The sequence below is a fragment of the uncultured Jatrophihabitans sp. genome (genome assembly GCF_964246335.1).
GTDB lineage: Bacteria > Actinomycetota > Actinomycetes > Mycobacteriales > Jatrophihabitantaceae > Jatrophihabitans.
Genome location: NZ_CAXTQF010000018.1, coordinates 13,860 through 27,440 on the forward strand (window position 1 = coordinate 13,860; position 13,581 = coordinate 27,440).

At 71.5% G+C, this 13,581-nt stretch carries 14 protein-coding genes; 6 read left to right on the forward strand and 8 right to left on the reverse strand.

The window, feature by feature from the left end; genetic code table 11:
* Window positions 1-3 precede the first annotated feature (3 nt).
* A complete protein-coding gene (locus ACFFCN_RS07580; protein ID WP_375490538.1) occupies window positions 4-810 on the reverse strand; it encodes a sulfurtransferase in 807 nt (268 codons plus the stop codon).
* Entirely contained in the window at window positions 807-1,574 is a 768-nt protein-coding gene (locus ACFFCN_RS07585; RefSeq protein ID WP_375490539.1) for an isoprenyl transferase, read from the reverse strand. Before ACFFCN_RS07585 ends, ACFFCN_RS07580 begins: the two co-directional genes overlap by 4 nt.
* A gap of 110 nt (window positions 1,575-1,684) precedes the next feature.
* Between ACFFCN_RS07585 and ACFFCN_RS07590 the strand changes: the two genes are divergently transcribed.
* Both ACFFCN_RS07590 and ACFFCN_RS07595 read left to right on the forward strand, forming a co-directional pair.
* Window positions 1,685-2,383: a hemolysin III family protein gene (locus ACFFCN_RS07590; protein ID WP_375490540.1), complete on the forward strand. Its 699-nt coding sequence runs from the start codon at window positions 1,685-1,687 to the stop codon at window positions 2,381-2,383.
* Between the two features lie 216 nt (window positions 2,384-2,599).
* Entirely contained in the window at window positions 2,600-3,295 is a 696-nt protein-coding gene (locus ACFFCN_RS07595; RefSeq protein WP_375490541.1) for a hypothetical protein, read from the forward strand.
* Between the two features lie 106 nt (window positions 3,296-3,401).
* Here ACFFCN_RS07595 and ACFFCN_RS07600 read toward each other — a convergent pair whose 3' ends face one another.
* Window positions 3,402-5,393 carry a thioredoxin domain-containing protein gene (locus ACFFCN_RS07600; protein WP_375490542.1) on the reverse strand — a complete coding sequence of 664 codons (1,992 nt, stop codon included), beginning with the start codon at window positions 5,391-5,393 and terminating at the stop codon, window positions 3,402-3,404.
* Window positions 5,394-5,539: 146 nt separating this feature from the next.
* On the opposite strand from ACFFCN_RS07600, the gene ACFFCN_RS07605 reads away from it, so the two are divergent.
* Together ACFFCN_RS07605 and ACFFCN_RS07610 are read left to right on the forward strand one after the other, a co-directional pair.
* Entirely contained in the window at window positions 5,540-6,307 is a 768-nt protein-coding gene (locus tag ACFFCN_RS07605) for a class II aldolase/adducin family protein (protein ID WP_375490543.1), read from the forward strand.
* On the forward strand, window positions 6,253-7,563 hold the full coding sequence (locus ACFFCN_RS07610) for an MFS transporter (protein ID WP_375490544.1): 1,311 nt from the start codon (window positions 6,253-6,255) through the stop codon (window positions 7,561-7,563). Before ACFFCN_RS07605 ends, ACFFCN_RS07610 begins: the two co-directional genes overlap by 55 nt.
* Here ACFFCN_RS07610 and ACFFCN_RS07615 read toward each other — a convergent pair.
* The 3 genes from ACFFCN_RS07615 to ACFFCN_RS07625 are packed head-to-tail and all read right to left on the reverse strand — an operon-like array spanning window position 7,527 to window position 10,350.
* Window positions 7,527-8,543 carry an amidohydrolase family protein gene (locus ACFFCN_RS07615; RefSeq protein WP_375490545.1) on the reverse strand — a complete coding sequence of 339 codons (1,017 nt, stop codon included), beginning with the start codon at window positions 8,541-8,543 and terminating at the stop codon, window positions 7,527-7,529. The two genes, ACFFCN_RS07610 and ACFFCN_RS07615, sit on opposite strands and share 37 nt — an antisense overlap.
* On the reverse strand, window positions 8,540-9,235 hold the full coding sequence (locus ACFFCN_RS07620) for a 4-carboxy-4-hydroxy-2-oxoadipate aldolase/oxaloacetate decarboxylase (protein WP_375490571.1): 696 nt from the start codon (window positions 9,233-9,235) through the stop codon (window positions 8,540-8,542). The genes ACFFCN_RS07615 and ACFFCN_RS07620 overlap by 4 nt, the downstream gene beginning before the upstream one ends.
* A complete protein-coding gene (locus ACFFCN_RS07625; protein WP_375490546.1) occupies window positions 9,235-10,350 on the reverse strand; it encodes a zinc-binding dehydrogenase in 1,116 nt (371 codons plus the stop codon). The genes ACFFCN_RS07620 and ACFFCN_RS07625 overlap by 1 nt, the downstream gene beginning before the upstream one ends.
* Window positions 10,351-10,434: 84 nt before the next feature.
* Here ACFFCN_RS07625 and ACFFCN_RS07630 point away from each other — a divergent pair, with 84 nt between their 5' ends.
* Both ACFFCN_RS07630 and ACFFCN_RS07635 read left to right on the forward strand, forming a co-directional pair.
* On the forward strand, window positions 10,435-11,376 hold the full coding sequence (locus tag ACFFCN_RS07630; RefSeq protein WP_375490547.1) for an ABC transporter substrate-binding protein: 942 nt from the start codon (window positions 10,435-10,437) through the stop codon (window positions 11,374-11,376).
* A complete protein-coding gene (locus tag ACFFCN_RS07635; protein ID WP_375490548.1) occupies window positions 11,376-11,828 on the forward strand; it encodes an RpiB/LacA/LacB family sugar-phosphate isomerase in 453 nt (150 codons plus the stop codon). The genes ACFFCN_RS07630 and ACFFCN_RS07635 overlap by 1 nt, the downstream gene beginning before the upstream one ends.
* Window positions 11,829-11,872: 44 nt before the next feature.
* On the opposite strand, the gene ACFFCN_RS07640 is transcribed toward ACFFCN_RS07635, so the two are convergent.
* The gene (locus ACFFCN_RS07640; protein ID WP_375490549.1) at window positions 11,873-12,727 is read right to left on the reverse strand and encodes an alpha/beta fold hydrolase; all 855 of its coding nucleotides are present in this window, start codon (window positions 12,725-12,727) and stop codon (window positions 11,873-11,875) included.
* 5 nt (window positions 12,728-12,732) lie between these two features.
* Window positions 12,733-13,563 carry a 3-methyl-2-oxobutanoate hydroxymethyltransferase gene (locus ACFFCN_RS07645; protein WP_375490550.1) on the reverse strand — a complete coding sequence of 277 codons (831 nt, stop codon included), beginning with the start codon at window positions 13,561-13,563 and terminating at the stop codon, window positions 12,733-12,735.
* Window positions 13,564-13,581 lie beyond the last annotated feature (18 nt).

A 13,581-nucleotide genomic window follows, 5' to 3' on the forward strand; every position in this document is an offset into this window, starting at 1 on the left:
GGGTCAGGACGTCTCAGCCGGCCGTGCGGGATCGGCGCCCCACTGCGACCACGAGCCCGGGTACAACGCCGTCCCGGCGATGCCCGCGACCTCCATCGCGAGCAGGTCGTGGCAGGCCGTGACGCCCGACCCGCAGTACGCGATGGCCGGCTTGTCGGCGGCCGCGGCGAACCGCTCGCGCAGTTCGCCCGGCGGGCGGAACCGTCCGTCCGGGCCGAGGTTGCCGGCCCACGGCGCGCTTTGCGCGCCCGGCACGTGCCCCGGACGCGGGTCGATCGCAGCGTCGCCACGGGCGTAACGCTCGGCGGTGCGCGCGTCGTAGATCACCGTGTCGAGCGCGGCGGCAACCTGCGCCGCGTCGACGAATCGGTTCGCCGGCCATGGCGGCCGGTCGCGGCGCACCGGCGGACGCTCCCCGTCCGAGGTCGACAGCTCCCCCGGCCATGCGTCGAGTCCGCCGTCGAGCACCGCCACCGGTTCGCCGAGCACGTGCAGCAGCCACCACAGCCGCGCGGCGATCGAGCCGCCGGCGTCGTCGTAGGCGACCACGGCCTGGCCGGGCCCGATGCCTGCGCGTTCGAGCGCGGCGGCGAACCGGTCGGGCGAGGGCAACGGGTGGCGCCCCTGCCGCGGCGACGCGTCGTCGGACAGGTCGGCGTCGATGTCCAGCCAGACTGCGCCGGGAATGTGTCCACGCTCGAAGGCCGCGCGGCCCGAGCGGTCGTCGAGGTACCAGCGCACGTCGACCACCCGGACCTCGTCGAGGTGCGCGGCAAGCCACTCGCCGGAGACCAGCGGGCCGAAGGTCATGCCCCGAAGCGGCGCTGTCGGGCGCCGAAGTCGCGCAGCGCGCGCAGGAAGTCGATCTTGCGGAAGTCCGGCCACAACGCGTCGCAGAAGTAGAACTCCGAGTGGACCGACTGCCAGAGCAGGAACCCGCCCAGCCGTTGCTCGCCGGAGGTACGGATGACGAGGTCGGGGTCGGGTTGGCCCTTCGTGTAGAGGTGCTCGGCGATGTGGTCGACGTCGATGATCTCGGCGAGCTCCTCGAGCGTGCCGCCGTGCGCCGCGTGCTCGTGCAGCAGCGAGCGCACCGCGTCGGCGATCTCGCGCCGGCCCCCGTACCCGACGGCGACGTTGACGGTGAGCCCGTCGCGGTCGGCGGTGCGCTCCTCGGCGGACTTGAGCGCGGCGACGGTGGCCGCCGGCAGCAGGTCCAGCGCGCCGACCGCGTTCACCCGCCACGGGTTGCCGTCGGCCGACAGTTCCGCCGCCACCCCGGCGATGATGTTCAGCAGTGTCTCGAGTTCCTCCGGCGCCCGGCTGAGGTTGTCCGTCGACAGCAGCCACACAGTCACGTGCTCGACCCCGGCCTCGCCGCACCACTCGAGCAGGTTGGCGATGTGCTGCGCGCCGACGACGTGGCCCTGGCTGACGTCGTCGAACCCGGCGGCACGCGCCCAGCGCCGGTTGCCGTCGATCATGATCGCCACGTGCTGCGGCACCGGCATGCCGTCGAGGTGCGCGCGCAGCCGCCGCTCGTACACCGCGTAGACGCCGTCGCGGATGCCCATCGGGCAAACCTATCGCTGCGCGCACCGACGCGATCGACGTCATTCCGACGTTGCACGCCGTTTGCCCGCTCCACAGCCAGCTACTACCTACGAGCCCGTAGGCTCACCGAATGACGTCCCCGGCCTCGGTTCCGGAGAGCCCGGTCGCTGCGATCGCGACCGCGGTCGCCGAGCTCAAACCACGCCTGCGCGGCTGGCTGCACGCCTACGCCGCGGCGGTGTCGGTGGCCTCCGGCGCAACCCTCGTATCCGTCGCGGCTGCGCTGCGCGGCGGGCCGGCCGGTGCATCCACCGCCATCTACAGCGCGACGATCACCCTGCTGTTCGGCATCTCGGCGCTCTACCACCGCCTCAACTGGAGTCCGCGCGCCCGATTGGTGATGAAACGCCTCGACCACTCGATGATCTTCGTGTTCATCGCCGGGACGTACACGCCGATCGCGGTCCTGACCCTGCCGAACACCTCGGCGATCGCCGTGCTGACCGCGGTGTGGACGGGCGCGTTGTTCGGCGTGGCCCTGCAGACGACGTGGAAATCGGCACCGCGCTGGCTGTCCGCGCCCTGCTACATCGCGCTGGGCTGGGTCGCGGTGTTCGTCATGCCGACGCTGCTGCACCACAGCGGTGTCGCCGCGTTCACGCTCATCGTCGCGGGCGGCGTCGTCTACACGATCGGCGGCCTGGTCTACGCGCTGAAGCGGCCGAACCCGTACCCCGGCACGTTCGGCTTCCACGAGGTCTTCCACCTGTGCACGCTGATCGCGGCCGCCTGCCACTACATCGCGATCTGGATCGCCGTCTTCGCCTGAGCCTGCTGCTCGGCTGTTGCTGACCGCGCTCAGCCGCTGACCCACCCACTGACGCTGCCCGCGGGTGGGCCGTCCGCCCAACTCCCGGCTCGCCCTGACCATTTTTCGCTGCCAAAAGTGGTCAGGCCAGCATGCAAGAAGCAATCCCCCGGAATATCGACAGGGCTTGCGTTGTCTGTAATGATGTAATCACGCATGCAACGTAAGGAGAACATAATGCATGACGAACGATACTTCCCAGAACGTGAGGCACGGCGGGGTCGCTCCGAGGGACGCACCCGCGGCGACGAGTTCGGCCGTGAAGGCGGCCGCGGCCGCAGCGAGCGCGGTGGGCACCGCGGACATCGCGGCCACGGCGGTCACGGTCCCCGCGGTTTCCGCGGTGCCGGTGGCTGGCAGCAGGCCGACGTCCCGGCCGCCGACGACGCCGCCGAGTGGTTCGCCGGGCGGCTGCCCAGTGACTGGTTCACCGGCACGCCGGACGTGAGCGTCGACCGCGAGGAGATCGTGGTGATCGGTGAGCTGCCCGCGCCGGACAGTGGCGAGGACAGCGAGTCGAACGCCGCGGCGGAAGGCCGCATCCAGCGCTTCCGCGAGGACACCCGGGACGCCCGGATCAAGATCGCCGACGAGGCGGAGGCCCGCTACGGGCGCAAGGTCGCGTGGGGTGCCTCGATCGGCGACACCCAGGTGCTGTTCACCCACCTCGCGGTGCCGGCCATGACCCGGCTGCGCCACGACGAGCGCCGCGTGCTCGACACGCTGGTCGACGCGGGCGTGGCCCGGTCGCGCTCGGACGCGCTCGCGTGGTGCGTCAAGCTCGTCGGTGAGCACACCGAGGAGTGGCTCGCGGACCTGCGCACGGCGATGTCCGAGGTGGACAAGCTGCGCGCGAGCGGCCCCGAGCTGTAACCCGTCCGAATGAGTGGCGCGAAATCCAGCTGATGGCGCGACATGTCGCGCCGCCAGGCCGAGATCGCGCCACTCGTCGTGATGAGCGCTCGCTACGCGCGAGCGCTCATCGCGTCGCCGACAGCGCGGCGCGCAGGTCGTCCACCGTCGTCACCGGCAGGTCGCAGACCATGCCGCGACAGACGTAGGCGGCCGCGCCGTCGCGCACCAGCGGCCGGTCGGCGAGCAACGGCTGACCGGCCGCGTCCGGTTCACCGGACACGACCACGCTGCCCGGCGGCGCGGCGCGACGTGCGGTGTCGGTCAACGCGCCGCCGCCCGGCTCGCCGACGACGGCCACCTGCACCGGCCCGGCGTCGAGCGCCTGCGCCACCGACAGCACCCAGCCGAAGAACCGCGGTTGCTGCCCGGCGACGTGGGCGACAGCAGCCACGGCACCTTCGGCCGCCGCCCGGTGCGGTGCCGAGCCGGTCAGCGCCGAGTAGGTGAGCAGCGCACCGGCCAGGGCGCTGGCGCCGGACGGCGTCGCGTTGTCCGTCGGATCCTGCGGCCGGCGCACGAGTTGCTCCGCGTCATCGGCCGTGTCGAAGAAGCCGCCCGCGTCGTCCGCGAAGTGCCCGAGCGCGACATCGAGAACCTCGCCGGCCGCGGCGAGCCACTGCGCGTCACCGCTCGCCTGATGCAGCGCGAGCAGCCCTTCGGCGACGTCGCCGTAGTCGTCGGCGACGCCCGCCGCGTTACCCACCACGCCGTCGCGCGACGTGCGCCGCAACCGGCCGTCGACGCGGTGCAGGTCGAGCAACAGTCGGGCGCACGCGGCGGCCGCGTCGACGTAGTCGGGCACCTCGAGCAACGTCCCGGCGTCGGCCAGCGCCGCCACAACCAGCCCGTTCCACGCCGTGACGATCTTGTCGTCGCGCGCCGGTTGGGGCCGCAGCGAGCGCGCCGCGAACAGCCGGGTGCGCACGTCGGCCCACCGCGCCGCGTCGTCCGGATCCTGCAACAGTTGCAAGGTCGACGCGCCGTGCTCGAACGTGCCGGCGTCGGTGACGGTGAACAGCGACGCCGCCCAGGCGCCGTCGTCCGGGCCGAGGATCTCGGCGAGCTGGGCCGGCGTCCACACGTACGTCAGCCCCTCGACGCCGTCGGTGTCCGCGTCGAGTGCCGAGGCGAAGCCGCCCTGCGATGTGCGCAGATCGCGCAGCAGGAAGTCCGCCGTCTCGCGGGCAACGCGCTCGGCCAGCGGCGATCCGGTCAGCCGCCACCAATGCACGTACGTGCGCAGCAACAGCGCGTTGTCATAGAGCATCTTCTCGAAATGCGGCACCACCCAGCCGGCATCGACCGAGTACCGCGCGAACCCGCCGGCGAGCTGGTCGTACATCCCGCCGCGCGCCATTGCGTCGAACGTGCGCTCGGCCATGGCGAGCGCCGTCGGGTCGCCGCCACGCTCGTGCGTGCGCAGCAAGAACTCGAGCACCATCGACGGCGGGAACTTCGGCGCACCGCCGAACCCGCCGCGCTGCGCGTCGAACTGGCCGACGAGCACGCCCGCGGCAGCGTCGAGGTCGGCACTCGTCGGCAGCGCCGGCGCGTCGGCGCGCGGCAGCGTCGACCTGCGCAACGCCTCGGCGATGTGCGCGCCGGACGCCGTCACCTGGTCGCGCTGCTCGCGCCATGCGCGGGTCACCGCGTCGAGCAGCCCCAGGAACTGCGCGCGCGGAAAGTACGTACCGGCGTAGAACGGCGCGCCGTCGTGGTCGAGCACGCAGGTCATCGGCCACCCGCCGTGCCCGGTCAGTGCAGTGGTGGCGTCCATGTACACCGCGTCGATGTCCGGCCGCTCCTCGCGATCGACCTTGATCGCGACGAAGCCGTCGTTGAGCACCCGCGCGACATCCGCGTCCTCGAACGACTCGTGCGCCATGACGTGGCACCAGTGGCATGCGGCGTACCCGACGGACAGCAGCACCGGCACATCGCGCTCGCGAGCGGACGCGAACGCCTCGTCGGACCACTCCCACCAGTCGACGGGGTTGTCCTTGTGCTGCAGCAGGTACGGGCTCGTTGCGCCGGCCAGTCGGTTCACCCGGTCCATGGTCCCCGGTGGCCGGCGGCGGGAGCTCCCCGAGGGTTCGTCGACGTTGCGTACGATCCGCCGGAGGTCACTGGTTTGACCGGCCGACCCACTGCGCCCTAGTGTCACTTTGGTCTGTCCAATAGACCGCGACGGATGGAGAGCTCATGGCGCACGACGGGACGGGCCCAGGCGATGCTCTCGACGAAGCGCGGTCGGCGATCGCCACCGGATGTCGTGTCGTCGCTCGCTCCGGGCTCTCACCCGGAGTGCTGGGCCACCTCTCGCTGCGCCTCCCGGACGGTCGGGTGCTGGTGCGCTGCCGAGGTCCACGCGAACGTGGGCTGGCGTACACCGAGGCACAGGACGTACACGCCGTCGGTCCGGGCGGTACAGGTGCCGCCGCGGGGTGGCAGGCGCCGAACGAGCTACCGATCCACACGCGCGTGCTGCATGCCCGGCCGGATGTCTCGGTGGTGCTGCACGCGCATCCGCCGGCCGTCGTCACCACGACGCTTGCCCATCGGCCGTTGCTGCCGATCGTCGGCGCCTACGACATCCCCGCGGCCCAGCTCGCCGCGGGTGGTATACCGGTCTGGCCACGGTCCGCACTGGTCAATGACGACGAGCTGGGCGACGCGGTCGCACACGCACTCGGCGACCGCCCGGCGGTGTTGCTGCACGGTCACGGACTCGTGAGCGTAGGTCGCGGGCCGGTCGAGCACGCCGTCGCCGAAGCAGTCGTCACCGCACTCGCCGTCGACACGCTCGCCCGACTGACCCTGGCCGTCCTGGCGGCCGGCGCGGAACCGGCGCCGATCGACGACGCCGATCTCGCTCAGCTGCCGCAGCTGGGACCAGGCCTGCACGTCGAGACGGCGTGGCGCCATCTGGTGGCGTCGACCGATGCGGCGTCGCCGCCGGCGCAGCCCTGAGCCTGCAGCGGGCGGCACCCGCCCCCGGCCGCACCACGATGTTCCGGTCGTTGCGCGTGCGCAACTTCCGGATCTTCATGATCGGGCAGAGCATCTCGGTCGCGGGTACCTGGATGCAGAACGTCGCGGTCGGGTGGCTCGTCCTCCAGCTGACCGGCAGCGGCGGCTCCCTGGGGCTGGTGTTCGCGGCCCGTTACCTGCCGCTGCTCGTGCTGGGCGCGTGGGGTGGGCTGGTGGCCGACCGGCACGACAAGCGGTTCCTGATGCGCGTCACCTCGAGCACGCAGGTGCTCGTCGTGGGCCTCATCGGCCTGCTGACGCTCGAGCACAGCATCAGCGTCGGCGTGCTGGCAGCACTGATCTTCGTCTCCGGGCTGGTCGACACCGTCGACAGTCCCTGCCGGCAGACCATGATCAACGATCTGGTCGGCGGCCCGCTGCTCGGCAACGCGATCGCGTTGAACTCGGTGACGGTGAACGTCGCGCGCGTGGTCGGCCCGGCTGTCGCCGGCCTGCTCATCGCCGGCATCGGCGTCGGGCCGTGCTTCCTGGCCAACGCAGCGTCCTACGTCGCCGTGTTCGTCAGCCTGCAAGCGCTGCGTGCGAACGAGATACACCGATTGCCGCGCGCCCCACGCGAACGGGGTCAGGTGCGTGCCGGGCTCGCATACGTGCTGCGCACGCCGCAACTTGCGATGCCGCTACTGCTGGTCGCCCTGTCCGGGGCGTTCGCCTGGGAGTTCCAGGTGACGCTGCCGTTGTTCACCTCAGGCGTGTTCCACGGCGGTTCGGACCTCTACGGCGCGGCGCTGGCGTTGCTGGCCGTCGGGTCGGTGGTCGGCGGATTCGCGGCAGCGCGACGCACGCGCGTCGACCTGCGGGTGGTCGCGGGCACCGCCGTGCTGTGGGGTTTTGCGCTGACCCTCACCTCGTTCGCGCCGGTGCTGCCGGTGGCGCTCGTGCTGCTGCCCTTCGTCGGCTGGGGCGCGGTCAGCTTCAATTCGGCGTCCAAGACGCTGCTGCAGACCGTTGCCGACGAGCGCATGCGCGGCCGGGTGATGTCGCTGTGGTCGATCGGCTGGCAGGGCAGCACCGTTGTCGGAGCACCCGCCGTGGGGTTCGTCGGCCAGGCTGTCGGCGCCCGCTATCCGCTGACGCTCGGGGGCGTCGTCACGCTCATGGGCGGCGCCGCGCTGCTCGGTGTTGCACGCCGCGTACGTCAGGACGCCGGCGGCGAACTCGCCAGGCGCGGGTAGACGCGCAACGCGTTCGTCTCGAAGATGCGTCGGCGCGCATCGTCGGTCAGGTCGGCGGCGTCGACGTAACGCTTCGTGTCGTCCCAGTGGAAACCGGTCTCCGGATCGATCCCGCGTACCGCGCCGATCATCTCCGAGGCGAAGAGGATGTTGTCGGCGTTGATGACCCGGGTCAGCAGATCGATGCCGGCCTGGTGGTACACGCAGGTGTCGAAGAAGACGTTGTGCATGAGGTGTTCGGCGAGCGGCGGCCGGCCGAGGCGGTCGGCCAGCCCGCGGTAGCGGCCCCAGTGGTAGGGCACGGCACCCCCGCCGTGCGGGATGACGAGACGTAGCTGCGGGAAGTCGGCGAAGAGGTCACCTTCGAGCAGCTGCATGAACACCGACGTGTCGGCGTTGAGGTAGTGAGCGCCCAGCGCGTGGAAGTTCGGATTGCACGACGCCGATACGTGCACCATTGCCGGCACGTCGAGCTCGACCAGTGCCTCGTAGAGCGGGTACCAGTAACGGTCGGTCATCGGTGGTGCGGTCCAGTACCCGCCGGACGGGTCCGGGTTGACATTCGCCGCGACGCAGCCGAGCTGCTCCACGCACCGCCGCAACTCGGTGACAACGGCACGCAGGTCCCCGCCCGGGGTCTGCGGCAACTGGCAGGCTGCGGCGAAGTGCGCGGGAAACAGCCGTGTCACCCGATGCACCAGATCGTTGGACACCTGCGCCCACTCGACGGCGGTGGGCTCATCCGGCACGTGGTGGGCCATGGCCGACGCCTGAGGCGAGAAGATCATCAGGTCGCCGCCGCGCTCGCGCAGGTAGGCCAGCTGGTTCATCTCGATCGTCGCGCGGATCTCGTCGTCGGTGATTTCGGGCCGCGCAGGGACGGCTGACGACGGGTCGTCCAGGTGTGCCAACTGCGCCTGCCGGAACGTCTTCTGCGCCGCCGGGGTGGTGGTGTAGTGCCCGTGGCAGTCGATGATCACCGGGGTGCCCCGTCCGGGTGGTCGACGTAGGTCAGGCCGGCGGCAGCGAGGTCGTCCCGCATGCCCGACACGTCCAGACTGAGCTCGCCCGCCCGGTACCGGGCGCGCACCGCGGCCTCCTTGCGCTCACGCGCGTCGGCGGCCGCGAGGACCTCGGCGGCGCGCGTGAGCGGCACGACGACAGCTCCGTCGTCGTCGGCCACCACGATGTCTCCCGGCTGCACCGCCTGCCCGGCGCACACGAGCGGCACGTTGACGTCACCCAGGGTCGCCTTGACGGTGCCCTGCGCGGAAACACAGGCCGACCAGACCGGGAAGCCGAGCTCGGCCAGCTCGGCGACGTCGCGGCAGCCGGCGTCGATGACCAGCCCGCGCACGCCGCGGGCGTGCAGCGCGGTGGCGAGCAACTCGCCGAAGTAGCCGGCGTCGGAGAACGAGGTCGGCGCGACGACGAGCACGTCGCCGTCACCACACTGCTCTACGGCCACGTGGATCATCCAGTTGTCGCACGGCGGGACGCTCACCGTCACCGCACTGCCCGCGATCCGCGCGCCGCGGTAGATCGGCGAGATGCGCGGCGCCAGCAGGCCGGTGCGGCCCTGCGCCTCGTGCACCGTCGCGACCCCGAAGCCTGCGAACGCATCGACCGTCGCGCGATCCGCGCGCGGCGGGTTGCGCACCACCGTCGCCATCAGGACGCCCACGGCAGCATCGACACGTGGATGACGTCGTCACCGACCTCGCCGCCGAGCATGCGGATCGCGGTGTCCACCTCGTGCAGCCCGACCGAGTGCGTGAGCAGTCGTTCGAGGGGGAACCGGTGCGACGCGAGCTGCGCCATGGCGAGTTCGCAGGCGCGGTACGAGTGCCCGCGGGCGCTTTTGATGGTGATCGCCTTCTCGGTGACCTTCTTGACCGGGAAGTCCGGGAAAGCGGCCAGTTCGCCCTGGATCACGATGGTGCCGCCCCGCCGCTTGAGCGCGTCGACGCCGAGCAGCACCGGGGCGGTCCCCGCGCCCGACGTGCAGTCCAGCACCAGGTCGACGCCCGCGCCGCCGGTGGCGTCAAGCACGGCCTCGAGCGGGTCCTGCGCGGTGACATCGATGGCGACGTCCGCGCCCAACGTCTTGGCGAGTTCCAGGCGCGCGGCGTCCTTGGCCGTGCCGGTGACGATCACGAGCGACGCACCGGCCTGCTTGCACGCGACGGCCTGCGACAACCCCTGCTGGCCCGGCCCCTGGATGAGCACCGTGGAGTCGTAACCGGCGCCGCCGTCGATCAGCGCCCACTCGATGCCGTTGGACATCGGCGTGACGATGCCGGCGAGCTCGGAGGACACGTTGTCCGGCACCCGGTGCAGCACCGAGTTCCACGGCAGGAACATGTACTGGCTGAACCCGCCCCAGAGGTGGAACGGGTTGTTGGCGCTCGTGTATCCGTACCGGCGCGCGTCGGGGTTGGTGCGCCAGTCGGTGGCCACGCAGTGCCGGTACTGGCCCTGGTGGCACCACTCGCACTTCATGCAGCCGATGTAGTGCTCGGCGAAGACGCGGTCGCCCTCGGCGAACCCCTTGCGCCCGGTGAACTCCCGGCCGGCGCGCACGATCGTGCCGATGTTCTCGTGCCCCATGATCACCGGTTCGTCGCCGAAGGGTGGCTTCTGGTAGAGCTTGACGTCGGTGCCGCAGATGCCCGCGACGTCGACGCGCATGACGGCGGCGTCCGGTGGGATGTCCGGGAACGCGAACTCGCGCAGTTCGGTCCGCCCCGGCCCGACGCGTACCGCTGCCTGCACCTGTTCCGCCATCGCGTACTCCCGTCACCTAAATGGTATGACCTTTGCTACATTAGCAGCGATGCTTTCGATCAGTGGCCGGCCCAGGAGCGCGGCATGACTCTCCCGGTGCTGCGCACCGTCACCCGCACGCAGGGCAACAACCGGGCGCTGAAGACGGGTGAGGTCGCGCCGGACCTGGCTGTGCTCGAGTTCGTCGAGGTCGATCCGTTGATCGCCGCGTTCCGCCGCATGGTGCGTGAACTTGCCTACGACGTGTGCGAGATGGCGCTCACCACGTACCTCACCGCCCGCGAGCACGGCACGGCCTTCACCGCACTGCCGGTCTTCCTGGTCCGCGAATTCCACCACGGCGCCGTCCGCACCCGCCCGGACCTCGCCGGCGCCGATCCGCGCCGGCTGAACGGCACGCGGATCGGCGTCAACCGCGGCTACACCGTCACGACCGGAGTGTGGGCGCGCGCCGTGCTCGCCCGCCGGTACGGCGTCGACCTCGACTCGATCACCTGGGTGCTGTCCGGCGACGAGCACGTCGCGAGCTACCGGCCACCGGCGAACGTCGTGTCGATGCCGGCCGGCGACGACCTGGGCGACATGGTCGCCCGCGGCGACCTCACGGCCGTGCTCGGTGCCCCCGCACGCGAGGGACTGGTCCCGCTGATCCACGACCCCGAGTCGGCGGCGTTCGACGCGCTGGCCGCGGACGGTCACTGGCCGATCAACCATCTCGTCGTCGTCCGCGACGACGTGCTGGCCGCGCGGCCCGGCCTTGCGGCAGACCTGTTCGCGGCGTTCGCCGAGTCCAAACGCCGCTACGTCGAGGCCCTGGGCGACCCCGCACAGCTGCAGACCGCCGCCGATCGCACCTACGCGCGGGTCGCCGAGGTGACCGGGCGCGACCCGTTGCCCTACGGCGTCGAACCCAACCGCGCCGTGCTCACCGAGCTGCTCGATGCCGCGTGCGCCCAGCACATCCTGCGCGAGCGGCCACGGCTCGAGGACCTGTTCGCCGCCGAGACACTCGAGCTGACCGGCTGATGCGCATCGCGATCGCGGCCGATCACAACGGCGTCGAGCTGAAAGCGCGCCTCGTGGCACAGCTGGGCGACGCGGGGCACGAGGTCGATGACCGCGGGGTGCACGACGCCGACCAGATCGTCGACTATCCGTTGCTGTGCCAGGACCTGTGCCGGCGCGTCGTCGCGGGGTCGGCCGAGCGCGGCATCGTCGTCGGCGGCAGCGGCAGCGGCGAACACATGGCCTGCAACAAGATCGCCGGCGTGCGGGCGGGGCTGGCGTCCGACCGGTTCACCTGCGAGATCTCGCGCGCGCACAACGACGCGAACGTGCTCGTCATCGGCGCGAAGGTGTTGGACGCCGACACGGCCCAGGAGTTGCTGGACCTCTGGCTGACGACGCCGTTCAAGGGCGGCCGGCACCAGGACCGCGTCGACCAGCTGGCCGCCCTCGACCGCGGCGAGACCCTGTAGTCACAGCCACCTGCCCGCAGCTGCGCAAGTGGACGCTCGTGGCGTCAGGCGGGCAGGGCGTCCAGGAAGGCGCGCACGCGCGCGGGCGCGGTCTCGCTCGTCTGCTCGGCGACCGGAACATCCCAGTACTGCGCGTGCGGCAGGCACTCCTGCAGGTAGCGCGCGGCGGACGGCGCGTGCGAGGTGTCCTGCCCGGGCACGATCAGCGCCGGCACCGCACTCGCCAGCAGATCCTCCGGCTCGAAACCGGGGACGGTGTCACGGTCGAAGAGCAGCCGGGCCGATCCGGTCAGCGCAGTCAGGTACGCGGTTCGGTCGAGCTGCGCGTAGGCCGCCGCGGCGTCGACGTCCGCCCGCAGCCAGGCCACCCAGGGACCGACCGCCGGGTCGGTGCTGAACCCGTCGTCGTGGGTCCGGGCCCGTTCGACCACCGCGGCCAGACCGTGCTCGGCCACGAACGCGGCGTGCGCGGCGAACCGCTCGTACTGCTTCATCCGGTACCGCGGGCCGCCGGCGGGTGAGTAGAGCACCAGCGAGCGCACCCGGGCCGGACGGGCGACGGCGAGCGCGACCGCGGAGGAGCACCCGACGCAGCCGCCCATGAGATGCGCGGACTCGACATCGAGTGCATCGAGCAGGCCGACCGCCTGAGCCACGTAGTCCGGCCAGCCCAGCCGCTGCACCCGCCCGGCCGACCGGCCGGACTCGCGCCGATCGAACAGGATGCACGTGTAGCGCTGCTCGAGGGACTCGAGCAGACCCAGTCGGGCGTACAGCGAGAACGACGACCAGTTCTCCAGCCGCGCGTCGAAGCCGCCCGGCGAGAACATCAGCAACGGCGGGCCGTCACCGCGCACCTCGTAGTGCGTGCTGATGCCGTCGGCGGTGACGAAGGGCACGGCACTCAGTCTTGCGTACGCGGTACCGGCACGCCCCCGCGTATCTGGCGCGCCGACCGCACGTCGGCGGCGAACGCGGTGATTGCCTCGAACGCGGTGCGCGCGACGTTCGCGTAGGTGTCGGCGGGATCGTCGACGTTGCTCGCGGCGTAGCCGATCGCCGCGTTGACCATCCGCACCCTGCCGTCGAGCCACGGTCCGCCGCCGAAGCCGCCGAGCACGGGGATGGTGACGGCGCGTGCGACCTCGGCACCGGCGACCGGGCCCGAATTCGTGAAGTCGAGCATGGCCGCGCCGGCCTGCTCCAGCGTCTTGGCCTCGCGTACGAGTTCATCGGTCATCTGCTCGGGCACCTGCGCGTCCGGGCCGGCCATGGCCGCGTAGTCCAGGCCGTAGCGCAGCGCCCGCTGCGGGGTGATACCGAACTGCGCGAACACCGGGATGCCGGCACGGTCGACGTCGCGCACCGCATCGGGGTAGTCCGATGCGCCGTCGAGCTTCACGAGGTCGACGCCGGCTTCCTTGACCAACCGAACCGCGGCCGGCACCGCGTTGCCCTCCTGCACCGGACCGAAGGGCACGTCGCAGCACACCAACGCCCGGGCCGTGCCGCGCCGCACCGCCTGCGCCACGACGAGCATCTGCTCGAGCGTCACCTCGAAGGGGTTCGCGTGTCCCCACAGGTTGACGCCGACGCTGTCGCCCACGACGAGCATGTCCACGTCGGCGCGATCGACGATGCGGGCCATCTGGTAGTCCCAGACGACCATCGCGGTGATCTTGGCGCCCGCCGTCTTCATCGCGGCGAGCGACGGCACGGTGACCCGCGGGCTCACCGCGCACCACCGGCCGAC